A 21,909-nucleotide genomic window follows, 5' to 3' on the forward strand; every position below is an offset into this window, starting at 1 on the left:
CCACCTGCACCGGGAGCCCCGCATGATCCGCCTGACCCTGCGCTCGTTGCGTGCCGAGGCGCTGCGCATGCTGCTCTCCGCACTGGCCGTCGTGCTCGGTGTCGCGTTCGTCGCCGGCACGATGATCTTCGTCGACGGGATGCGCGACGGCGCGTACGAGCGGGCCGGCACCTTCGACCGACACACCGACCTGGGCGTCTACGCGACCGGCGCGGAGCTGTTGTCCCCGGCTCTGGTCGACCGGGTGCGTGCGGTCGACGGGGTGGCCGCCGCCGACGGCGAGCTGACCAACACCGGCGGGCTCCTCGGCTCTGACGGTCGTCCGGTGCTCGGCTTCACCATGCTCGTGGCCATCCCCACCGAGCAGGCCCTGCGCTCGTACGACGTGGTCGCCGGGCGGCTGCCCGACCGGGCCGGAGAGGTGGTGCTGGACGCGCCGACGGTCGCCGAGGAGGGCTTTCCGCTCGGCTCCGAGGTCCGCGTCGGCGGCAGCGGCGGTGCGGCCCGCGCGTACACCCTGGTGGGGACCGTCGACGTGGCGGGCACCGTCCGCGACGTCGGCGGCCCGTTCGTCGGCCTGGTCGGGCCGGACGCGTTGGCCCTCACCGGCCAGCGAGGCTACGGCCGCATCATGGTGGCGGCCCGCCCGGGTGTCTCCGTCGCGGCGGTGACCGAGCGGGTGCGTGCCGTGGCCGGCGGCGACGCCACCGTGAAGAGTCGCCAGCGGATCCTCGACGAGGCCGTCGAGGAGGCGGTCCGCAACGCGGACCAGTTCCGGATGCTGCTGCTGATCTTCGTGGGGGTCGCCGTGGTGGTGGCCGGCTTCGTGATCGCCAACACCTTCGCGATCGTGCTGGCCCAGCGCACCCGGCGCACCGCGCTGCTGCGCCTGATCGGTGCCACCCGGGGGCAGGTCTTCCGGGCCGCCCTGCTGGAGTCGGCGGTGCTCGGGCTGGTCGCCTCCGCGCTCGGGGTGCTGCTCGGGGTGGGCCTCGCCGGTGGGATGCGGCTGCTGATGTCGCACCTGGACGTGCCGGGCACCAGTGGCCTGAGCGTGACCGGTTCGACGGTGCTGACCGGTCTGCTGCTGGGCACCGCGCTCACCGTGTGCGCCGCCCTGCTCCCGGCCTGGCGGGGCACCCGGATCGCACCGGTGGCCGCGCTTACCGACGCCGCCGTGCAGCCGAGCCGGAGCGCCGGTCGGGTTCGGTTGGCCTTCGGCGCGGTGCTGCTGGCCGTTGGTGTCGCCGCGCTGGCCGGTGCCGCCAGCGCCGGCCAGTTGGTGCTGGTGGCGGCCGGCGGGGTGCTGACCTTCTTCGGGATCGTGCTGTTCGGGCCGGTGCTCGTCCCGGCGCTGGCCCGGGTGTTCGGCTGGCCGGCCCGCCGCGTCCTCGGGGCGACCGGCGCGCTGGCGGTGGCCAACACGGTCCGCAACCCACGGCGGGTCGCCGCGACCGCCACCGCCCTGGTGATCGGGATCGGACTGGTGTCGGCCTTCATGGTCGGCGCGCGCAGCACCAAGGACGGCATCGAACGCAGCGTGGACGCCCAGATCGGGACGGACTTCGTGGTCAGCGGAATCGGCCAGAACCTTCCCGCCGCCCTCACCGGTGAGCTGGCCGCCCGCCCCGAGCTGGGTGTGGTGCACGAGCAGCGCCACACGGTCGTCGCCGGTGTGGAGATCCGGGCGGCCCACCCGGCGCTGGTGAGCCGGACCCTGAGCGAGGTGGTGGCCGGCGACGCCACCCGGGTCGGGCCCGGGCAGGTGCTGGTGCACCGGGAGTTGGCGCAGGCACGCGGCCTGCGGGTCGGCTCCCCGGTGACCGTCGCGGACCGGTCGTTCCAGGTGGCGGCCGTGGTCACCGACGACACGTCCGCCGACGCGCCCGCGGGCCACGTCATCGACATGTCCGACGCGGACTTCGCCGCGCTCTTCGGAGGTCAGCGGGGCTTCCTGGCCGAGATCGACCCCGCCGCCGGAGTGAGCGTCGAGCGGGCCCGGGACGCGATCGAGACGGTGCTGGGCAGCTACCCGACGGTCAACCTGATGGATCAGGGCGCGTACAAGAAGATGCTCACCGGCACGGTGGACATGCTGCTCGCCTTCGTCACCGCGCTGCTCGGCCTGGCCGTGGTGATCGCCCTGGTCGGCGTGGCGAACACGCTGAGCCTGTCGGTGGTCGAGCGGACCAGGGAGAACGCCGTGCTGCGGGCGGTCGGGCTCACCCGGGGACGGATGCGGGCGGTGCTCGCCGTCGAGGCGGTGCTGATGGCGTTGGTCGGCGCGGTGCTCGGCGTCGGGCTGGGCACCGGCGTCAGCGCCTCCGCGATGGCGCTGCTGACCCGCCTCGGCGGTGACTTCCACCTGGTGCTGCCGCTCGGCCAGCTCGCGCTGATCCTCGGCGTCGCGGTGGTGGCCGCCCTGCTGGCCTCGGTCCTGCCGGCGCGCCGGGCGCTGTCCCGCCCGGTCGTCGAGGCGCTCGCCGACCAGTGACCGGTCCCGCTGCCGGCGGGCGCGGCCCTGCCGCCGGTGGGTGCGGCCGGCAGGGAGTGCGGACGGACATCCGCCGGCCGGTCCCGCCGTCTTTCCCGGCGGCGGGACCGGCCAGCGGTGCCGGGTCTACAGGCGCTCGACCATCGGGCCGACGCACCGGTTGCGGGTGTCGAAGACGTAGCGGGCGTGCCGAACTACCAGGTCGTAGTCGAAGCTGTCGTGGTCGGTGACCACCACCACCGCGTCGGCGGCGCGGACCTCCTGCGCGGTGAGCTCGACCACGGTGACGCCATCCGGGATGTGGTGCGCCTCGGCGTACGGCTCGACCGCGTGCACCTCGGCGCCCATGGCCCGCAGCCGGCGGGCCACGTCGACCGCGGGGGAGTCCCGCATGTCGCCGGTGTTCTTCTTGTACGCCAGGCCGAGCAGCAGCAGGCGGGCACCGCTGACGGCCCGGCCGTCCCGGTTCAGGCCCGCCATGATCCGCTGCGCGACGTGTTCGGGCATCTCGTGGTTGATGTCGTTGGCCAACTCGATGAACCGGAACTGCCGGCCGAGGCGGCGCTTGACCTGCCAGGACAGGTAACACGGGTCAATCGGCAGGCAGTGCCCGCCGACGCCGGGCCCGGGCCGGAACGGCAGGAAGCCGAACGGCTTGGTCTCGGCGGCGTCGATCGCCTGCCAGACGTCGATGTCGAGGTGGTGCGAGAGCATGGTCAGCTCGTTGATCAGCGCGATGTTGACCTGTCGGAACGTGTTCTCGATCAGCTTGGTCAGCTCGGCCACCCGGGTCGAGTCCACCGGCACGGTGCGTTCCACCAGGCGCCTGTAGAACTCGTCCACCCGGGCCAGCGACGCCGCGTCCACGCCGGAGACCACCTTCGGCGTGTTCTCCAACCGCCACGTCGGGTTGCCCGGGTCGATGCGCTCCGGGCTGTAGCCGAGGTGGAAGTCGCCGGGGCTGCGCAGCCCGCTGGCCGACTCCAACAGCGGGCGCAGCAACTCCTCGGTGGTGCCCGGGTATGTCGTCGACTCCAGGATCACCGTGCACCCCGGGCGCACGTACGGGCCGAGGCTGACACCTGCCTGTTCGACGAAGCTGAGGTCGGGGGTGCCGTCGCGCAGCGGGGTCGGCACGGTGATGACGCAGATGTCGAAGCCCTCGGCGTCGGTGTATTCGGTGCTGGGGTTGTACCGGCCGCTGCCCAACGCCCGGCCCAGCCGGTCGGTCGGGATGTCCTCGACGAACGACTCCCCGGAGGCGAGACGCTTCACGCGGTCGGCGTCGACGTCCAGGCCGACCACGTCCAGCCCGGCCTCGACGGCGCGCATGGCCAGCGGCAGCCCGACGTATCCCTGACCGATCACGACCAGCTTTTCAGCTCTCACCCAGGCTCCCGCGGCAGATGGTGGATATGGCCTGCGGAGAGCCTAGAGGGGTGTTCGTCGACGCACGTCCGTTTTGGGGATATCGGTGCTGGTGGGACTATCGGCGCTGGGCGAAACCGACGCTCAGTTGCCCGGCGCTCCCTCCGGCTCGGTCGGCGTGCTCTCCGTCGCGCTCGGCGTGGGCGCCGGCGGCGGGGTCGTCGCGGGACCCGTCGGGCCGGTGGTCGGCCCCGTCGTCGCCGTCGGCGTCACCACCGGCGCTGTCGGGCTCGTCGTCTGGCTGGGTCGCGTGCTCGGCGTGGCGGAGACCGACGCCGACGGGGAGACGCCGGGCGACGCCGACCGGTCGGGCCGGGTCGGGCCACCGGTGGCGACCTGCTCGTTGCCCGCCGGCAGGTCCAACGGGCCGCTCGGCCCCACCGTCGGCGAGGTGCTCGGCAGCTTCACCGCCGGGTTCTCGCTGGTCTTGTGCGTCGTGGCCAGGGCCACCCCGAGCCCGATCAGCGCGACGAGCACGGCCACCGCCGCGCCGACCAGCGGGCCCCGCCGTCGGTCCCGCCCGGCCTGGGCCCCACCCGCCACCGCCGCACCGGCCGCCGCCTCGGTACGGCCGCCCGGCCCGGCGTCGCGCAACGGAACGGCTGCCGCCAGCGCGGTGGGCGGCTCGCCGCCGGTGACCGCGGTCCGGGCGGCCTCGGCCATGGCGGCGCCACTGCTGAACCGATCCTGCGGGTCCTTGGCCAGGGCCCGGGACACCAGGGCGCGAACCGCCTCGGGAATCTCGTGCGGCAGCTCCGGCGGCTCGTCGTCGAGGTGTCGGACGGCGACCTGGAGCGGGTTGTCGCCGGTGAACGGCGGATTGCCGGTGAGGCAGCAGTAGGTGACCGCGCCCAACGCGTAGATGTCCGTCGCACCGCTGACCGGTCGCCCGGCGGCCTGCTCGGGGGCCATGTAGAGGGCGGTGCCGGGCACCGCGTTGGTGCTGGTGATGCTGGTGATGTCGAGCGAACGCGCCACGCCGAAGTCCACCAGGACGACCGAGCCGTCCTCGAGCACGAGCAGGTTGCTGGGCTTGACGTCGCGGTGCACGATGCCGCCGCGGTGCGCCGCGTTCAGCGCGGAGGCGGCCTGGGCCACGATCGACATCGTCTCGGCCACGTCGAGGCGGCCGGCCGTCTCGATCCGCTTGGACAACGGCTCGCCGGCGACGAACTCCATGACCAGGTAGTCCGCCCGACCTGCGCCGTCGGGCAGGTCCTCCGCACCGCAGTCGAAGACCTGCACGATGCCGGGGTGCCGCAGCGCCGCCATGATCCGGGCCTCGGCCCGGAACCGGGCGATGAAGTCGGGGTCGGAGACCAGTGTCGGCAGCAGCACCTTGACCGCGACCTGCCGGCCGAGGATCAGGTCCACGCCACGCCAGACGTCGCCCATACCGCCGGTAGCGACACGTTCGTCCAGGCGGTACCGACCGCTGAGCACGACCTCCGATGACAACACCGCAATACCGTACCCAGAGTCGCGCGCCCAGGCGTGACACGGGCTGTCGGCCGAACGGGTGCCCGGAGCCGGTATACCTGGCTGACCTGTGTGGACGCTGCGTCTCTGTGACGGCACGACGACGTGCCGTGACGAAAGCCGACATATTTCGATGAGCGGGCGCGCGACGGTGGCCGAAAGGCGAGTCGAGGCCTGGTTTGCACCCTCTGGTCACGGGCAGTGACGGCGACACGCCCGAGCCGTGGGTTGATAATTGTCACTCTTCCGTGACAAGGTGCCAACTTGTCGCGCCGCTGGCCCCGTCCTAGCGTTAGCCCGGCTCGGGCCGCCCCGGCGATCTCGACGGTCGGCGCACCGAGCGGACGACCCAGGCGTTGGCCCACCAGACACCCCGGCCCGACGACCTCGGTCACGGGTGGGTCCGGATTGGCGGAGGGCGGGGCGGGTGCTTGTCGGGCGGACGATTCGTACCGCGTGCTCTGCCGTGCCACGGCGGACCACGCCGGCACGATCCATGGGCCGCGGATGACCGGCGAGTTGGCGGAGGCGGTCAGCGCGGCGCAGGCCGGGGACGAGGACGCGTTCCGCCTGCTCTACCGCAGCCTCCAGCCGAGCCTGCTGCGCTATCTGACCGCCCTGGTCGGCGCGGACGCGGAGGACGTCGCATCGGAGACCTGGCTCCAGATCTCCCGCGACCTGCCCAGCTTCACCGGCGGCGAGTTCCGCGCCTGGACCGTCACGATCGCCCGCAACCGGGCGATGGACCACCTGCGCAGGCTGCGCCGCCGGCCGTCGCTGCCGGTGCCGGTGCACGCGCTCGTCGACCTGGCCAGCGAGGCGGACACCGCCGAGGGCGCCAGCGAGACGATCGGCACCGAGACCGCCCTGGCGCTGATCGCCACCCTGCCGCCCCGCGAGGCCGAAGCGGTCCTGCTGAGGGCCGTGATCGGGCTGGACGCGGGGTCCGCGGGCCGGGTGCTGGGCCGCCGGGCCGGTGCCGTCCGGACCGCCGCGCACCGCGGTCTGCGCCGGCTCGCAGCCCTGCTGGAGCGGCAGAACGCCGTCGAGTCGTCCGTCCAGGTCGACGGTGGGTCGCCGCCCCGGGCGGGCAGCGGCCCATCCCTGCGGGCACCGCACGCCGAGCCGGCGGACGGCTGACGTGAGGGGATTCTGGATGAACCCGTTCCGGCGGGTCGACCACGCCGAGACCGAACGGCTGCTCGACGCGGCCCGCGCCGACCTGCACGCCCGGTCGGACCAGGCCGGTCGGGGAGGGGACGCGGCGTCGCCGCAGGCCCGCGTACCCGTGTCGCCCACCCCCTCGGCGGACCCGGTGGCGGGGTTGCTCGCCGCGGCCGCCGGCCCGGCCCGGCCCGGTGAGCTGGCCGGCGAGGAGGCCGCGCTTACCGCCTTCCGGGCCGCGCGGGCCGACCCGGCGCCATCCGTGCCCCACCGGCCGCGCCGCCGCCGCCTCACCACCGGCGCGGTGGCCTGGATCGGCGCGGTGGCGGCCACCGCCACGGCCGGGGCCGCCTTCGCCGCGGTCACCCGGGACCGGGCACCGGACCCGGTCGCACCGGAGCCGTCCCGGACGTCGCCGAGCCCCGACCGGAGCGCGTCCACGTCCGGCGATCCGAGTCGCTCGGCGCCGCACGGCCCACCGTCGCCGAGCCACCCGTCCCCCGGCGCACCGTCTCCAGGCCCACCGTCTCCGGGCACACCGTCGGCCCCGAGCACTCCCGTCGGGAACCTGCACGGCCTGTGCCGCGCCTGGCAGGCCAAGAAGCCCGAGGAGCGGGAGAAGGCGTTGCGGACGCCGGCCTTCGAGAGGCTGGTCGCCGCCGCCGGCGGCCCCGCCGAGGTCGAGGCGTACTGCCAGCGGTTGACGCCCGAGCGCAAGCCGTCCGAGCCGACGAAGCCCCAGCCACCGTCGCCGCCGACGGGCCGCCTCACCCCCCGGTAACCAGCCCCTGCTGACGCGTTTCCGTTCCGCCCTGCACGGGAAATTCGTCTGTTAGACAGAGGTTGGTGGTGCCGTGCACGCCCCCGGCGGGTGTCGGTGGGTGGGGTTACGGTGGCATCGTGTCCCGGAGTCGGCACACGGAGAGGGGATCCCGACCGTTGGTGACGTCACCCGAGTTGGACCGCGGAGCCATCCTGCGCGAGTCCGCAGCCGCAGTCCGGCACCTCGCCCGGATCTGCTTCAAGACCGGCCCACCCACACTCACCGGCGTCGAACTGGAATGGACCGTGCACGACGCCGCCGATCCCGCCCGACCCGTCGACCTGGCGCGGCTCCGGGCGGCGCTGGGGCGGCACAGCCCCACCACGCTGGATGCCACCAGCCCGGCCGAGCCGCTGCGACACGGCGGCATGGTGACCCTCGAGCCGGGTGGCCAGGTGGAGATCTCCACCCCGCCCCGCCCCTCGGTCACCGCGTTGATCCAGGCCACCGAGGCCGACATCGCCCAGGTCACCGACCTGCTGGCCGCCGCCGGGTTGATCCTCGGCCGCAGCGGCATCGACCCACACCGACGGCCCCGCCCGGTGCTGGAAACTCCCCGCTACCGCGCGATGCGCGGCGCCTTCGACAGGCATGGTCCGGCCGGCCGCACGATGATGTACAGCACCGCCGGCCTGCAGGTCTGCCTCGACGCCGGTGAGCCGGACCAGGTCGCGGCACGCTGGGCCGCCGCACACGCCGTCGGGCCGCCGCTGCTCGCGGTGTTCGCGTCGGCCAACCGGCACGCCGGGCGGCGCACCGGATGGGCCTCCGCGCGGATGGCCGCCTGGCTGGCCATCGACCCGGCCCGCACCCGCCCGGCCTGGACGCCCGGCCGCGTCGACGAGGACCCGACCGCCACCTGGATCCGGTACGTGCTGGCCGCGCCCCTGCTCTGCCTGCGTCGGGACGGCACGGACTGGGCCGCGCCACCGGGCGTGACCTTCGCCGACTGGCTCGACGGCGCGTTGCCCCGCCCACCCACCACCGACGACCTCGACTACCACGTCAGCACCCTCTTCCCGCCGGTGCGGCCACGCGGCTACCTGGAGCTGCGCTACCTGGACACCCAGCCCGGCCGGGACTGGCGGCTCCCGCTGGCGGTGCTGAGTGCCCTCTTCACCGATCCGGGCACGGTGCGCGTGGCGCACGCGATCGCCGCGCCGGTGGCGGACCGCTGGTCGGCCGCCGCCCGGCAGGGCCTGGCCGATCCGGCGCTGGCCGCCGCCGCGGCGGCGCTGCTCGACCTGGCGCTGCGCACGCTGCCCCGGCTGGACCTGCCGACGGGTGTCCACGACGAGATCGAGCGCGGAGTACGACGGCGGCTCGCCGCCGCGACGGAAGGACGAGACAGATGAGCGTGCGCACGACGGGGCACACCGACGGTGAGCGGTTGCGCGACCGGATCGCGGGGGAGCTGGCCCGCGCCCGCGCCCGCACCACACTGCTGACCGAGGCGGTCGACGAGGGAGATCTGCTGCGCCAACACTCGCCGCTGATGTCGCCACTGGTCTGGGACCTCGCCCACGTGGGCAACCAGGAGGAGCTCTGGCTGGTCCGCGATGTCGGGGGCCGCGAGCCGGTCCGGTGCGACATCGACGAGCTGTACGACGCGTTCAAGCAGCCGCGCCGGGACCGCCCGGCGCTGCCGCTGCTGCCGCCCGCCGAGGCCCGCGCCTACCTGGCCACCGTCCGGGACAAGGTGTACGACCTGCTCGACTCGGTGGTGTTCACGGAGCGGCCGTTGGTCGCCGACGGGTTCGCCTTCGGCATGCTGGTGCAGCACGAGCAGCAGCACGACGAAACCATGCTCGCCACCCACCAGTTGCGGTCGGGGCCGGCGGTGCTGCACGCCCCGCCGCCGCCCGAGCCGTCCGCCCGGGTCGGTGGGGAGGTGCTGGTGCCGGCCGGCGAGTTCACCATGGGCACCGACACCGACCCGTGGGCGCTGGACAACGAGCGCCCGGCGCACCGCGTCGACCTGCCGGCGTACGTCATCGACGCGGCTCCGGTCACCAACGGCCAGTACGCGGCCTTCATCGCCGACGGTGGCTACACCGATCAGCGCTGGTGGAGCGCGGCCGGCTGGGCCCACCGGGTGCGGGAGCGGCTCAGTGCGCCGATGCACTGGCGTCGGGACGGCGACGACTGGTCGTACCAGCGCTTTGGCCGGTGGAGCCGGGTCCGCGCCGACGAGCCGGTGGTGCACGTGTGCTTCTACGAGGCGCAGGCGTACGCGGCGTGGGCCGGCAAGCGGCTGCCGACCGAGGCGGAGTGGGAGAAGGCGGCCCGGTGGGACCCGGCGAGTGGGCGGTCCCGCCGCTATCCCTGGGGCGATGACGACCCGACCGAGGCGCACGCCAACCTCGGCCAACGTCATCTGCGGCCGGCGGCGGTGGGCGCGTACCCGGCCGGCGCCTCGCCGTTGGGTGTGCACCAGCTCATCGGTGACGTCTGGGAGTGGACCTCGACCACGTTCAACGGGCATCCCGGCTTCACGGCGTTCCCCTACCGCGAATACTCGGAGGTGTTCTTCGGCGACGACTACCGGGTGTTGCGTGGTGGTTCGTTCGGCACCGACCGTTCGGCCTGTCGGGGCACCTTCCGCAACTGGGACTACCCGATCCGGCGGCAGATCTTCAGCGGTTTCCGCTGCGCCCGCGACGTCCGGCCGGACGAGTCGTCCCGGTGATCCACCGCCCGATCGGCGGCCCGGCGGGGGCGGTCCGCTGATGTGTCGTCACCTGGCCTACCTGGGGCCGCCGGTCACCCTGGCCGAGGTGCTGTTCGACCCCGCGCACTCGCTGGTGCGGCAGTCCTGGGCGCCGCGCGACATGCGTGGCGGCGGCACCATCAACGCCGACGGGTTCGGGGTCGGCTGGTATCCGGGCGACGGTGAGCCGGTGCGGTACCGCCGGGCGCAGCCGATCTGGAGCGACCCGACCATCGCGCAGCTCGCGGCGGTGACCCGCACCGGCGCGTTGCTCGCGGCCGTGCGTTCGGCCACCGTCGGGATGGCGGTGCTCGACAACGCCGCCGCGCCGTTCGCCGAGGGGCGGTGGCTGTTCAGCCACAACGGTGTGGTCCGCGGCTGGCCGGACGCGGTGGTGCCGCTCGCCGCCGGGCTGCCGGTGCGTGACCTGCTCACCCTGGACGCCGCCACCGACTCGGCGTTGCTCTGGGCGCTGGTGCGGCATCGGCTGCGCGCCGGCGAGGACGCGGAGACGGCGGTCGGGCGGACGGTGGCCGACGTGGCCGCGGCGGCCCCGGGGTCGCGGCTCAACCTGCTGCTCACCGACGGACGACGGGCGGTCGCCAGCGTGGCCGGGCACGCGTTGTCGGTCCGCGAGTCGCCGGGTGCGGTGCTGCTGGCCTCCGAGCCGCACGACGACGATCCGGGATGGCGGGCGGTGCCGGAGGGGCACCTGGTCGTGGCCACCCCGGGCGAGGTGCGGGTACGTCCGCTGCCGGTCCGGTGAGCGACACCGGTCGGGGCACCACCTGATTTGTTCGAACAGAGAGGCGAATCATGACCGCGGAACCGTTGGAGATCTACCTCGAGGAGCACGACCTGGAGCGCGGCCTGCGCGACGACGTTCGCGCCGGGCTGAGCGCCGAGCCGAAGTGGCTGCCACCGAAGTGGTTCTACGACGCTCGGGGCAGCGAGTTGTTCGAGGAGATCACCCGGTTACCCGAGTACTACCCGACCCGGGCCGAGCGGGCCGTGCTGGCCGAGCGCGCTCCCGCCATCGCGGCGCTGACCGGGGCCAAGACCCTCATCGAGTTGGGTTCCGGCTCGTCGGAGAAGACCCGGCTGCTGCTGGACGCCTTCACCCGGCAGGGCGGCCTGGGCACGTTCGTCCCGCTCGACGTGTCGGTCAGCGCGCTGCGCGGGTCCACCGCCCAGATCGCCGCCGACTATCCGGGCCTGCGGGTCCGGGGCATCGTCGGTGATTTCACCCGGCAACTGGACCGGCTGCCCACCGGCGGCCGTCGGCTGGTGGTGTTCCTCGGCGGCACCATCGGCAACCTGCCGCCCGCCGAGCGGGCCGAGTTCCTGACGGCGATGCGCGGCGCGCTGGAGGTCGGCGACTGGCTGCTGCTCGGCACCGACCTGGTGAAGGACCCGTCGGTGATCGTGCCGGCGTACGACGACGCCGCCGGGGTCACCGCCGAGTTCAACCGCAACGTGTTGCAGGTGATCAATCGGGAGTTGGGCGCGGACTTCGACCCGGGGGCGTTCGCGCACGTGGCCCTCTGGGACCCGACCCACGAGTGGATCGAGATGCGGTTGCGGGCGACCCGGCCGATGCGGGTGCGGGTGTTGGACCTGACCGTGGACTTCGCCGCGGGGGAGGAGCTGCGTACCGAGGTCTCGGCGAAGTTCCGCCCGGAGGGGATCGCCGGTGAGTTGGCCTCGGCCGGCTTCGCCGCGACGGAGTTCTGGACCGACCCGGACGGGCTCTTCGGGGTCACGCTGGCGCGGGCGCGGTGAACGGTGCACCCATCCCGGCGCGGCCCCGCGGTGATCCGATAGGCTGGGTCCGCGAAGGGGAGTAGCCCCCAATGTCGTGGTCGACATACTGGTGCGTTCCGCACCCGGCCACGCGGCCCCGGTTCTCCCGGGGCGGGCGAGACCTTCGACTCAGGCTGTTGCAGCCGGGTCGAGGGCGCCCCTGTCACCTCTTCCCGGCGTGAACGGGAAGGATGTCATGGAGGGATTTTTCGCCGCGCTGGTCATCAGCTTCGGCGTCATCTTCGTCGCCGAGCTGGGGGACAAGTCCCAGTTGATGGCGCTGACCTTCGCCACGCGGTTCAAACCGATCCCGGTGCTGATCGGCATCACGGTCGCCACGGCGGTGGTGCACCTGGCGTCGGTGGCCATCGGCGTGGGTCTCGGGGCGGTGTTGCCGACCGACTGGATCTCCCTGGTGGCCGGCGTGGCGTTCCTCGGCTTCGGTGCGTGGACGCTGCGCGGTGACAAGCTCACCGAGGAAGAGCGGCGCAAGGCGGAGAAGACCAGCAAGACCGCGATCGTGGCGGTGTCGGTGGCGTTCTTCCTGGCGGAACTGGGCGACAAGACCATGCTCGCCACGATCACGTTGGCCACCAAGTACGGCTGGTTCGGCACCTGGCTCGGCTCCACCATCGGCATGGTGGCCGCGGACGCGTTGGCCATCCTGGTCGGGCGGATGCTCGGTCGCCGGCTGCCGGAGAAGGCCATCAAGTACGGCGCCGCGATCCTGTTCGCCATCTCCGGCCTCTGGCTGATCCTGGAGGCGGTCAACGAGCTGACCTGAGTGCCGACTAGCCGGCCCGTGTTCGGGTAACGGCCTCCGGTGGAACCGGCCGAGCTGTTGCGCCAGGGCGACCAGGTGCTGGTCGCCGTGGTGGAGGTGGCCGGCGCGCTCGTCATCTTCGTGGGGGCGGTCTGGGCGGCGGTGCGGTTCGTGGTCGAAGGGCTGCGGCACCGCACCGCCGCCGTCTTCACGCCGATCCGGCTCTCGCTGGGCCGGTTCCTGACTCTCGGCCTCGAATTCCAGTTGGCCGCCGACGTGCTGCGCACGGCGGTGTCCCCGTCGTTCGACCAGATCGGCCAGTTGGCGGCGATCGCGACGATCCGGACGGCGCTGAACTACTTCCTGGGTCGGGAGATCCGTCAGGAGCAGCGGCAGGTGACCGAGGGGGAGCGTCGGCCGTGACCGGCGTCCTGATCATGGTGGTCACCGCGCTGGCGCTCGTCGTCGGGGTGGTCACCGCGCTGAGCACCGGGGCGCTGCGGACCGCCGTACGGGTGTTACTGGACCTGCTGACCGCGGCCGGCCTGCTCCGGCTCGTCGGGGAGCCGGGGTGGAACGGTTTGGCCGGCGCGGTGGCGATCATTGCCCTGCGTCAGCTGCTCGGGAAGGCGCTGAGCAGCTCACCGCCGTGGTCCGGGCGACAATCCCCGGCGCGCTGCGCGGGCGACGATCAGCACCTACGGTTGGCGGTGAGAGGCGAAACCGGGGACAGCGGGAGGATGACCACATGAGCCGGCACGACGAACCGAACGAGTACGGCTTCGCCGGCAGCGGCACCGCTCCCGAGCCGCCGTCCGGGGGCAAGCCGGACGAGCAGGACCGTGCCGAGGAGGTGGCGGTGCCGGGCGACGACCTCACCGCACCGGCGGCGGAGGCGTTGGTCGAGGAGACCGAGGAGCCGCCGCCAGCCGAGCGTCGCCGCTGACGCCCGGCCACCGCCCGCCCGGCCACCGCTCAACGGTCGGCGGGCCGCTGGTAGACGTCGGGCACCCCGTCGCCGTCGGCGTCGAGCTGTTCCCGCTGCGCCACCCGGCGGTACGTGGCGTTGCGGCGCAGGAGCACCATGGCGGCCAGCCCCGCGGAGAGCACCGACCCGAGCAGCACGGCCACCTTGACCCGGTCGTCGGCCGGGCTGCCGGCGCCGAAGGCCAGGTCGCCGATGAGCAGCGACACGGTGAATCCGACGCCGGCCAGCAGGGCGATCCCGAGCAGGTCCGACCAGGTGATGTCCTCGTCCAGTTCGGCCCGGGTGAACCGGGCCAGCAGGTAGGTCGAGCCGAAGACGCCGATGCCCTTGCCGAGCACGAGTCCGGCGACGACGGCGATGACGATCGGGTCGGTCAGCAGGTCGCCCAGGTCGGTGCCGCGCAGGGTGACGCCGGCCGCGAACAGGGCGAAGATCGGCACCGCGATGCCGGCCGACACCGGTCGCCAGCGGTGCTCCAGGCGCGCGGCGAGCCCGTCCTCGTCCGTCCCCGCACCGGTGCTGCCCCGCCGGCCGCCGGCCGCCCGGTGGCGGGCGAGCACCGGCACCGTGAAGCCGAGCAGGACGCCGGCCACCGTGGCGTGCACACCGGAGGCGTGCACGAGGGCCCAGGCCGCTGTCGCGAGCGGGATCAGCGCCCACCACCAGGTACGGCCGCGTTGTACCAGCACCGCGAAGAGCCCGATCGGCGCCAGCGCCGCGAGCAGCGGCACGGGGTGGAAGTCGGCGGTGTAGAAGACCGCGATGATGGTGATGGCGAACAGGTCGTCGACCACGGCGAGGGTGAGCAGGAAGGCCCGTAGCCCCTGGGGTAGGTGCGAGCTGACCAGCGCGAGCACGGCGAGCGCGAAGGCGATGTCGGTGGCGGTCGGAATGGCCCAGCCGCGCAGCCCCGGCCCGTCCGCGGCCACGACGACCGCCACGTAGATCAGCGCCGGCAGCAGCATCCCGCCGAGCGCGGCCACCACGGGCAGCGCCGCCCGGCGCGGGTCGCGCAGGTCACCGGCGACGAACTCCCGCTTGAGCTCCAGGCCCACCACGAAGAAGAAGACGGCCAGCAGGCCGTCCGCCGCCCAGGTGGCCACGTCCAGGTCGAGGTGCCAGGGCGCGCCGCCGGGCCAGGGCACCCAGTCGCCGACCCGGGTGTACGAGTCGGCCCAGGGCGAGTTGGCCCAGACCAGCGCTGTCACGGCACCGAGCAGCAGCAGCGCGCCACCGACCGTCTCGGTGCGCAGCACGTCGGCCAGGCGCCGGGCCTCGGGCCAGGACGATCGGGCGAACAGTCGGGCCGTGCGCCGCTGCTCGGACGGTGGCGGGGAGGGGGCGGTCATCTGCGGGGTCACCTCGGGACATCAGGACGGCGGGGATCCACTCGCCGACCAGACTTCCCGGCACACCGCTGTCGACCTTATCCGGGCTCGTGTGCGGTGGCGACCACCGGGGGCCGTTCGGTCGGTCGCCGACTTTTTCCCCGGGTCGCGCCGCAGCCGAATGCACCTTTGTCCGGTTGGTTATGCGGGCGCATGAGTCAGAGTCAGAACCACCTAACTCCGGACATAAGCCGTATGAGCCGCTTTAATGGTTTCACGAGTTTAAGACGACCTTGGGGGTTTTCGTGAAGTTTTTTGGCGTAACCGGACCGACGCGGAGGCGCTCCTGATGGACCTGCTCCGCCAATTGCGCCACGTGCGTCGGCACTGGTGGGTCGTGCTGGTCACGGTCATGGTGGCCCTGGGCGCCTCGGCGTTCCTGACCGTACGGGCACAACCCCGGTACGTCGCCTCGGTGACCTTCTTCGTCACCACCCCCAACTCCGGCGTCAGCGACGCCTACCAGGGTGGGCTCTTCCTCCAACAGCGCGTCAAGTCGTACGCCGATCTGCTCACCAGCGACCGGCTGGCGCAGAGCGTGGTGGCCGACACCCCGGTGGGCCTCACCGCGGACGAGGTGCGTAGCCGGGTGACCACCTCCACCGAGACCGGTACCGTGCTGCTGCGCGCCTCGGTCAACGACACCGACCAGACCCGGGCGTTGCGGGTGACCGAGTCGCTCGCCGCGAAGTTCGTCGACCTGGTGCAGAAGGTCGAGACGACGTCCGAGGGCAAGGCGCCGATCAAGATCGAGGTGGTCAGCGGCCCACGGGTCAGCGCCAGTCCGGTCTCGCCGCAGCCGACCCGCAACCTCACCCTCGGCGGGCTGATCGGCCTGATGCTCGGCGTCGGCCTGGCGATCCTGCGCGGCGTCGCCGACGTCCGGCTGCGGGACTCCGCCGGCCTGCAACGCGCCACCGGCAGTCCGCTGCTCGGCGAGATCCCCTACGAGAGCAGCGCCCGCTCCGAGCCGCTCATCATCGGCGACGCGGCGACCTCGGCCCGAGCCGAGGCGGTGCGCAAGCTGCGTACGAACCTGCGTTTCGTGGACGTCCACGAGCCGGCCCGGGTCATCGCCGTGACCAGCGCGTTGCAGGGCGAGGGCAAGACCACGCTCTCCTGCAACCTGGCCATCGCGCTGGCCGAGGCGGGTTGGCGGGTGCTGCTCGTCGACGCCGACCTGCGCCGCCCGAAGGTCGACGAGTACCTGGGCCTGGACGCCGGGGTCGGCCTCACCGACGTGCTCGTCGGCGACGTGAAGGTCGGCGACGTCGTGCAGCGCTGGGGCGACAAGTCGATGCTGGTGCTACCCAGCGGTTCCGCCCCGCCGAACCCGAGCGAGCTGCTCGGGTCCAAGGCGATGTCGGATCTGCTGCTGTCACTGCGGGAGTCGGCGGACATCGTGATCATCGACACCGCTCCGCTGCTCGCGGTGACCGACGGCGTGGTCGTGGCCGTGCAGGCCGACGGTGCGCTGCTGGTGAGCCAGCAGGGCCGTACCTCGCGGACCCAGGTGGCCGCGGCGGCCCGCGCGCTGCACTCGGTCTCGGTCCGCCTGCTCGGCTGCGTGCTGAACATGGCCAAGGTGGCCAAGGCCGAGGCGTACCAGTACGAGGCCTACCGCGTGGTCGCCTCGACCCTGCCGGCGTCGGTGCCGGCAGACCGGGTGATGTCCGGCCGGCACAGCGAGGCCACCACCGGGGTCAACGGCGTCGCCGACCACACCCAGGAGCTCACCCGGCTGCCCCGATGAGCGCGGCGAGGGGTCGCAGCGACCGTTCGATCTCCTCGGCGCAGCGTCGGAAGTCGGCGGAGGTGCCGCCGATCGGGTCCCGAAGGTCGTCCGCGTCCGGGGCGGCGGGTTGCAGCCGTCCCCGGGCCTGGGCGACGGCGGCGATCGCCGCCCGCAACGGGTCGCCGGCCGGCTCGGCGGGCGCCTCGGCCGCCGCCGCCAGCCGGCCGAACTGGCGCAGGGTGAACGTCCGGTGCAGGGCGCTCGGCGCCAGCGCGGTGCAGATCGAGCGCTGGCGCCGGGTGGCGGTCAGCACCAGCGTCGCGTCCACCAGGTATTCGGGCCGCAGGCCTCGGGTCCGGAACGCCGCGGCGTCCGCGCCGCTCTCCGTCGCGACCTCCAGGGCGTACGGATGCATGGACAGCCCGTCGACCGCGTCGGTGCCGGCGCTGGCCACGGTGACCGGCCGCTCGGCCAGCAGGCGGCGGGCCAGATGCTCGGCCATCGGTGATCGGCACAGGTTGGCGTGGCAGACGAACAACACGCGATCAGTCATCGGTGCCCCTCTCGTCGGTGCGGACGCGAGCGGCCACACCGCGAGGACGGTGTGTCAGTGCCGGCGGCCGCGCAGGGAGGGGTTGTCGGCATCGTACGCGGGCCGTCCACCCGGCGGCCGAGGTGCCGCGCCGGCCGTCGCCGATTCGCAGTGGATGGGGGCGCAGCAGTGAAGATCGGCATCCTGTCCTACCACTTCCCGCCCGAGCCCGCGTTCATCCCCGGCAGCCTCGCCGAGGAGTTGGCCGCGCGGGGGCACGAGGTCCGGGTGCTCACCGGGTTTCCGGACTACCCCGGCGGACACGTCTATCCCGGCTGGCGACAGCGTTGGCACCACGAGACGCACAGCGAGCGGCTGACCGTACGGAGGGTGCCCCGCTATCCGGGAGGCGCCACGTCCACCGGCGCCCGGATGGCCAGCTACCTCTCCTTCGCCGGCAGCGCGACGCTTGCCGCGCGCCGCTACCTCAGGGACGTGGACGCGCTGTACGTCTTCCAACTCCCGGCCACGACGTTCGCCGCCGCGGGGGTGCTCCGGCTGCTCGGGCAGGTGCCCACGGTGCTGCACGTCCAGGACGTCTGGAGCCGCGACGGCGTCGACGAGGCGGGCGAGGCGCGCTGGGTGGCGCGGATGGGCAGCGCGATGACCCGGATCTACCGGTCCGCCGCGCGGATCGCGGTCGCCGCGCCGTCGATGCGGGATCTGGTCGTCGCGGCCGGCGCCGAACCGGACCGGGTCCGGCTGGTCCTCAACTGGACCGACGAGCGGATCTTCTATCCGGCGACGCCCGGCGCGGCGGCGCGCCAGTTGGTCCGCCGAGACGGTCGGTGCGTGGTGATGCACGCCGGCACGATCGGCGCACGGCAGGGTCTGGAGACCGCGGTCCGGGCGGCTGCGGCGCTGGACCAGACGATGGACCTGGTGCTGGTCGGCTCGGGCTCGGCCGAGCGTAAGGTCCGGGGGCTCGCCGCCGAGTTGGGCGCGGCCAACGTCCGCTTCGTGGAGCGGCGGTCGCCTGTCGACATGCCCGAGCTGTACGCCGCCGCCGACTATCAGCTGGTCATGCTGCGCGACCTTCCGGAACTGCGCGGCACGGTGCCGGGCAAGCTCCAGGCGGCGCTCTCCTGTGCCGCCCCGGTGATCGCGTCGGCCGGCGGGGACACCGCGGACCTGGTCGAGCGGGTCCGGGCCGGGCTGTCCTGCCCCCCGGAGGACTGGGCCGCGTTGGCCGACCGGTTCTGGCTGGCCGCCACCATCCCGCCGCCGACACGTACCGAGATGGGTCGCCGGGGGCGCACGGCGTACCTGCGGGAGATGTCGCTGCCCGCCGGGGTGGACCGGATCGAGCGGCTGCTGCACGAGGCGGCAGGCCGGGTCACGGAGCCGGCCGGCGATCTGCGAAGGAAACTCGCTTAAAGGGCGAAGAGCTCAATAACGGTACGAAGTTCCCCAGCGCGTGCTAAGAACGTCAGGGAACCGGCCATCTGTCCGGTTCCGCGAACGGGAGTGTGGTGTGACGGAAAGCGAACGGCCGACCCGGCGACGGAGCCGGTCCCGGCGCCGTCGGCGTGCCCGACTGCGACGTGCGCTCCTCGGTGCCCTGGTCGTCGGCTCGCTACTACTGGCGACCGGCGGGTGGATCGGCTTCCGTGGCTGGCAGGCGCGTGCACACCTGCTCAACGCCGCCGGCCTGGCCCGGGAGCTGAGCGCCCAGGTGGTGGGTGGGGACACCGACCGTGCCCTGCGCACGCTCGCCGCCCTGCAGGAGCAGTCCGGCGCCGCCCGGGCGACGACGGCCGATCCGAGTTGGCGACTCGCTCGGCGCACGCCGGTCGCGGGTGACGATCTCGACGCCGTACGGCGGATCGCCATCGCCATCGACGAACTGGCCCGGGAGGCGTTCCCGACCCTGCTGCGCACCGACCTGACCAGGTTGGTGCCGACCGGCGGTCGGTTGGATCTCGCTCAGCTCACCGCTGTCTCCACCGAGCTGACCGGCGTCAACGAGTCGGTGCAGCGGACGCGCCGAAACCTGGAGGCGGTGCCCACCGACAGGCTGGTCAGCCAGGTCCGGCAGGCCCTGACGGACCTACGCGACGAGATCGACCGACTGGCCAGCCTCACCACGGCCGCCGATCAGGGAGCCCGCCTGCTGCCGCCGCTGCTCGGCGCGAACGGGCCGCGAAAGTACCTGCTGGTCTCGCAGAACCTCGCCGAGTTGCGCGCCACCGGCGGCATGTTCGGCGCGTACGCGATGATCGAGGCGGAGAACGGCGCGGTGAAGATGGGCAAGCAGGGCAGCAGTGCCTCGCTCGGCCGGTTCACCCCGGCGCTGAAGGTGCCCGCCGAGATCCGGGCACTCTGGACCGACCTGCCCGGCATCTATCCCGCCGACGTCAATCTGTCCCCGCACTTTCCCAGCGCCGCCACGCTGTACCGCGAGATGTTCCGGCGCTCGACCGGCACCACTGTCGACGGTGTGCTCGCCGTCGACCCGGTGGTGTTGTCGTACCTGCTCAAGGCGACAGGCCCGGTGCTGGTGCCCGGTGGGGTCCCGCTGGCCAGCGAGAAGGTCGTGCAGACCCTGCTCAACGACAGCTACCAACGGCTGAACGTCCGGCAGCAGGACGAGTTCTTCGCGGCGTCGGCGGCTTCGGTATTCGACGCCTTCTTCAAGAAGAATGTCAACCCTCGTGTGTTGTTGTCCGCATTTGACCGTGCTATCACCGAACGACGGATATTGTTCTGGAGTGCCCGACCTGAGGAACAGCGGACATTCGGTGCGAGCCGGATGGCCGGGACGCTTCCGGATCAGGACACCGTGCCGACCGTCGGCGTCTTTCTCAACGACGGCAGCGGCGCGAAGCTCGGCTACTACCTGCGGCCGACGGCGAACCTCACGGTCGGCGAATGCCGGCCCGACGGCCGCCGCGAGCTCCGGCTGCGGGTGACCCTGCGCTCGACCGCGCCGAAGTCCGGACTTAGCGAATCCGTCCTCGGGCTTGGTCTGGCTGGCGACCCGTACACCGCTCGCACGTTGGTGTCGATCTTCAGCCCGGCTGGCGGGGCGGTGATCGAGGCCCGGCTCGACGGGGCCGAGACGGCGCTTGGCAGTGGCACGGAACGCCGCCGCCAGGTGGCGACCGCCAGCGTCGACGTCGGCCCCGGCGCCGAGAAGGTGCTGGAGGTCAGCGTGCTGACGGCCAAGACCGGCGTCGGGCAGGCCGAGCTGTGGCTGACCCCCACCGCCAGCCCATGGACCACCCAAGTTCATTCCGCACCAAGCTGTGACCAGTAGGAGGGAACCAATCATGCGGCTATCCCGCATCATCATGGCGCTCACGGTCGGCCTGGCCGTGGTGGCCGTGCCGACGGCAGCGGGGGCGGCACAGCCGCAGCCGACGCCCAGCGCGACCACCGACCCGCCGCAACCGCCGCCGTACCCGCCAGCCGCAGCCTCGTTGACCGTCAACCGGCCGACGATCTTCCTCGGCGAGACGGTCGTGCTGACCGGCACCGGCTTCGGCCCGAACGAGACCGTCGACATCGTGGTGACGGTGGCTCCGCTGGCTGCTCCGGCCGGCGGTCAGGCTCCGGCTCGCCGCAGCGACGGCAGCACCGTGGCGATGGCCGCGGTGGCCTACCAGGCGAGCGCGCCGCTGAACTTCACGGCGACCACCAACGCCCAGGGAAGCTTCAGCAAGAGCTACACCCCCTCGGTGACGGGTCTGCTGACCTTCACCGCCACGGGCCGGGAGTCCGGCCGTACCGCCAGCACCGAGCTGCGGGTGCTGCACAAGAAGCAGCCGCTGCCGGTCACCGGTGACAGCATCGGCACGCCCATGAAGCTCGGCGGTGGCCTGGTCGGCGCCGGAGCGGTCATGCTGCTGCTGACCCTGGCCTGGCGTCGCCGCCAACGGCTCGGTGGTGCCGCGCACTAATCCGCACACCACCGGGCCCTGCCCGGATCGCACCTGAAGCTGGCGCCCGTCGGAACACTCCGACGGGCGCCAGCGTCTGTCCGCCCGGGTGGTCCGGCCCCGCAGATGTCCGGGCTTGTGGCCTTCCCGGGATCGCTTGGTGGTGGGTGTGGTCGGGTGGGGGTGGGCCTGGTTGTGGGGGTGGCTGACCGGGGTGGACCTGGCTTTGGGTGCGCCTGCCGCTGGGGTGGCACGCGCTGGTTGCGTCCAGGTTGGGCGCGTCCGGGCGCAGGATGTCCGACTTGGGTGTGCCCGGCGCTGGGTGCGCGGTTTCGGGCGCGCTCGGCTCCGAGCGCGTTGGGCGCCGGGTAGGTCGACGCGGTTCACCCGGCTGCGGAGGTGTCCAGATCAGCGCCGGTCGACCAATCCAGGCCGAAACGCGAGCTCGTCTGCGCCCTTTGTCCGTTCCGTGACCCTCCGGCCGTGGGTGGCCCGCCTTGATCGACTCGGGTTTGCGGAAATCGGGGTGTCCGGGGTGCGGGATACCGCGACTTTCATGAACGCGAGGATCATGCCTGGCGGGGGCGGTTCGGGGTCGTGGGTGCGGGGTGGTGTGGGTGGTTTGTCCGGTGGGGGGTGGTTGTGGGTTGTGACCGGTCGC

19 protein-coding genes are annotated in these 21,909 nt (G+C 73.0%); 15 read left to right on the forward strand and 4 right to left on the reverse strand.

The window, feature by feature from the left end:
- Positions 1-22 precede the first annotated feature (22 nt).
- Positions 23-2,494 carry an ABC transporter permease gene (locus tag AB0B14_RS13305; protein WP_357522562.1) on the forward strand — a complete coding sequence of 824 codons (2,472 nt, stop codon included), beginning with the start codon at positions 23-25 and terminating at the stop codon, positions 2,492-2,494.
- A gap of 126 nt (positions 2,495-2,620) precedes the next feature.
- Here the strand turns inward: AB0B14_RS13305 and AB0B14_RS13310 are convergent, their stop codons facing one another.
- Both AB0B14_RS13310 and AB0B14_RS13315 read right to left on the reverse strand, forming a co-directional pair.
- Entirely contained in the window at positions 2,621-3,883 is a 1,263-nt protein-coding gene (locus AB0B14_RS13310; RefSeq protein ID WP_357076823.1) for a nucleotide sugar dehydrogenase, read from the reverse strand.
- A gap of 123 nt (positions 3,884-4,006) precedes the next feature.
- A complete protein-coding gene (locus AB0B14_RS13315) occupies positions 4,007-5,383 on the reverse strand; it encodes a serine/threonine-protein kinase (protein WP_357522563.1) in 1,377 nt (458 codons plus the stop codon).
- Between the two features lie 525 nt (positions 5,384-5,908).
- On the opposite strand from AB0B14_RS13315, the gene AB0B14_RS13320 reads away from it, so the two are divergent.
- The 10 genes from AB0B14_RS13320 to AB0B14_RS13365 all read left to right on the forward strand — a co-directional run bounded on the left by AB0B14_RS13320 (position 5,909) and on the right by AB0B14_RS13365 (position 13,610).
- A complete protein-coding gene (locus tag AB0B14_RS13320) occupies positions 5,909-6,541 on the forward strand; it encodes an RNA polymerase sigma factor (protein WP_357522564.1) in 633 nt (210 codons plus the stop codon).
- A 16-nt stretch (positions 6,542-6,557) separates the two neighbouring features.
- Positions 6,558-7,346, forward strand: coding sequence for a hypothetical protein (locus AB0B14_RS13325; RefSeq protein ID WP_357076829.1), 789 nt, complete (start codon positions 6,558-6,560; stop codon positions 7,344-7,346).
- A gap of 158 nt (positions 7,347-7,504) precedes the next feature.
- The gene (gene egtA / locus AB0B14_RS13330; RefSeq protein ID WP_357076832.1) at positions 7,505-8,743 is read left to right on the forward strand and encodes an ergothioneine biosynthesis glutamate--cysteine ligase EgtA; all 1,239 of its coding nucleotides are present in this window, start codon (positions 7,505-7,507) and stop codon (positions 8,741-8,743) included.
- The gene (egtB, locus tag AB0B14_RS13335) at positions 8,740-10,077 is read left to right on the forward strand and encodes an ergothioneine biosynthesis protein EgtB (protein ID WP_357076835.1); all 1,338 of its coding nucleotides are present in this window, start codon (positions 8,740-8,742) and stop codon (positions 10,075-10,077) included. The genes egtA and egtB overlap by 4 nt, the downstream gene beginning before the upstream one ends.
- A gap of 40 nt (positions 10,078-10,117) precedes the next feature.
- A complete protein-coding gene (egtC, locus tag AB0B14_RS13340) occupies positions 10,118-10,864 on the forward strand; it encodes an ergothioneine biosynthesis protein EgtC (protein WP_357076838.1) in 747 nt (248 codons plus the stop codon).
- A 50-nt stretch (positions 10,865-10,914) separates the two neighbouring features.
- The gene (egtD, locus tag AB0B14_RS13345) at positions 10,915-11,880 is read left to right on the forward strand and encodes an L-histidine N(alpha)-methyltransferase (RefSeq protein ID WP_357522565.1); all 966 of its coding nucleotides are present in this window, start codon (positions 10,915-10,917) and stop codon (positions 11,878-11,880) included.
- A gap of 217 nt (positions 11,881-12,097) precedes the next feature.
- Positions 12,098-12,685, forward strand: a complete 588-nt coding sequence (locus AB0B14_RS13350) for a TMEM165/GDT1 family protein (RefSeq protein WP_357076844.1) — start codon at positions 12,098-12,100, stop codon at positions 12,683-12,685.
- Between the two features lie 39 nt (positions 12,686-12,724).
- Positions 12,725-13,087: a DUF1622 domain-containing protein gene (locus AB0B14_RS13355; protein WP_357076847.1), complete on the forward strand. Its 363-nt coding sequence runs from the start codon at positions 12,725-12,727 to the stop codon at positions 13,085-13,087.
- On the forward strand, positions 13,084-13,416 hold the full coding sequence (locus AB0B14_RS13360) for a hypothetical protein (protein WP_357522566.1): 333 nt from the start codon (positions 13,084-13,086) through the stop codon (positions 13,414-13,416). The genes AB0B14_RS13355 and AB0B14_RS13360 overlap by 4 nt, the downstream gene beginning before the upstream one ends.
- On the forward strand, positions 13,413-13,610 hold the full coding sequence (locus AB0B14_RS13365) for a hypothetical protein (protein ID WP_357076853.1): 198 nt from the start codon (positions 13,413-13,415) through the stop codon (positions 13,608-13,610). Before AB0B14_RS13360 ends, AB0B14_RS13365 begins: the two co-directional genes overlap by 4 nt.
- Before the next feature lie 29 nt (positions 13,611-13,639).
- Here AB0B14_RS13365 and nhaA read toward each other — a convergent pair whose 3' ends face one another.
- Positions 13,640-15,001 (reverse strand): Na+/H+ antiporter NhaA, encoded by a 1,362-nt coding sequence (nhaA, locus tag AB0B14_RS13370; RefSeq protein WP_357522567.1) that lies wholly within the window; start codon positions 14,999-15,001, stop codon positions 13,640-13,642.
- Positions 15,002-15,329: 328 nt separating this feature from the next.
- On the opposite strand from nhaA, the gene AB0B14_RS13375 reads away from it, so the two are divergent.
- Complete coding sequence (locus tag AB0B14_RS13375) at positions 15,330-16,793, forward strand: polysaccharide biosynthesis tyrosine autokinase (protein WP_357522568.1); 1,464 nt, start codon at positions 15,330-15,332, stop codon at positions 16,791-16,793.
- Here AB0B14_RS13375 and AB0B14_RS13380 read toward each other — a convergent pair.
- Positions 16,774-17,328 (reverse strand): low molecular weight phosphatase family protein, encoded by a 555-nt coding sequence (locus AB0B14_RS13380; RefSeq protein WP_357522569.1) that lies wholly within the window; start codon positions 17,326-17,328, stop codon positions 16,774-16,776. The genes AB0B14_RS13375 and AB0B14_RS13380 overlap by 20 nt on opposite strands.
- A gap of 168 nt (positions 17,329-17,496) precedes the next feature.
- Here AB0B14_RS13380 and AB0B14_RS13385 point away from each other — a divergent pair, with 168 nt between their 5' ends.
- The 3 genes from AB0B14_RS13385 to AB0B14_RS13395 all read left to right on the forward strand — a co-directional run bounded on the left by AB0B14_RS13385 (position 17,497) and on the right by AB0B14_RS13395 (position 21,269).
- Positions 17,497-18,744, forward strand: coding sequence for a glycosyltransferase family 4 protein (locus AB0B14_RS13385; RefSeq protein WP_357522570.1), 1,248 nt, complete (start codon positions 17,497-17,499; stop codon positions 18,742-18,744).
- Positions 18,745-18,841: 97 nt separating this feature from the next.
- On the forward strand, positions 18,842-20,626 hold the full coding sequence (locus AB0B14_RS13390) for a DUF4012 domain-containing protein (protein WP_357522571.1): 1,785 nt from the start codon (positions 18,842-18,844) through the stop codon (positions 20,624-20,626).
- 13 nt (positions 20,627-20,639) lie between these two features.
- Complete coding sequence (locus tag AB0B14_RS13395) at positions 20,640-21,269, forward strand: hypothetical protein (RefSeq protein WP_357076871.1); 630 nt, start codon at positions 20,640-20,642, stop codon at positions 21,267-21,269.
- Positions 21,270-21,909 lie beyond the last annotated feature (640 nt).

Origin of the sequence: Micromonospora sp. NPDC049171, from assembly GCF_040648275.1 — a bacterium.
GTDB lineage: Bacteria > Actinomycetota > Actinomycetes > Mycobacteriales > Micromonosporaceae > Micromonospora.

What these genes read in the sequence shown, in the direction of transcription:
- AB0B14_RS13305 (WP_357522562.1), top strand. Translation starts at nt 23, where the DNA reads ATGATCCGCCTGACCCTGCGCTCGTTGCGTGCCGAGGCGCTGCGCATG.
- AB0B14_RS13320 (WP_357522564.1), top strand. Translation starts at nt 5,909, where the DNA reads ATGACCGGCGAGTTGGCGGAGGCGGTCAGCGCGGCGCAGGCCGGGGAC.
- AB0B14_RS13325 (WP_357076829.1), top strand. Translation starts at nt 6,558, where the DNA reads ATGAACCCGTTCCGGCGGGTCGACCACGCCGAGACCGAACGGCTGCTC.
- egtB (WP_357076835.1), top strand. Translation starts at nt 8,740, where the DNA reads ATGAGCGTGCGCACGACGGGGCACACCGACGGTGAGCGGTTGCGCGAC.
- egtC (WP_357076838.1), top strand. Translation starts at nt 10,118, where the DNA reads ATGTGTCGTCACCTGGCCTACCTGGGGCCGCCGGTCACCCTGGCCGAG.
- egtD (WP_357522565.1), top strand. Translation starts at nt 10,915, where the DNA reads ATGACCGCGGAACCGTTGGAGATCTACCTCGAGGAGCACGACCTGGAG.
- AB0B14_RS13350 (WP_357076844.1), top strand. Translation starts at nt 12,098, where the DNA reads ATGGAGGGATTTTTCGCCGCGCTGGTCATCAGCTTCGGCGTCATCTTC.
- AB0B14_RS13365 (WP_357076853.1), top strand. Translation starts at nt 13,413, where the DNA reads ATGAGCCGGCACGACGAACCGAACGAGTACGGCTTCGCCGGCAGCGGC.
- nhaA (WP_357522567.1), bottom strand. Translation starts at nt 15,001, where the DNA reads ATGACCGCCCCCTCCCCGCCACCGTCCGAGCAGCGGCGCACGGCCCGA.
- AB0B14_RS13375 (WP_357522568.1), top strand. Translation starts at nt 15,330, where the DNA reads ATGGACCTGCTCCGCCAATTGCGCCACGTGCGTCGGCACTGGTGGGTC.
- AB0B14_RS13380 (WP_357522569.1), bottom strand. Translation starts at nt 17,328, where the DNA reads ATGACTGATCGCGTGTTGTTCGTCTGCCACGCCAACCTGTGCCGATCA.
- AB0B14_RS13395 (WP_357076871.1), top strand. Translation starts at nt 20,640, where the DNA reads ATGCGGCTATCCCGCATCATCATGGCGCTCACGGTCGGCCTGGCCGTG.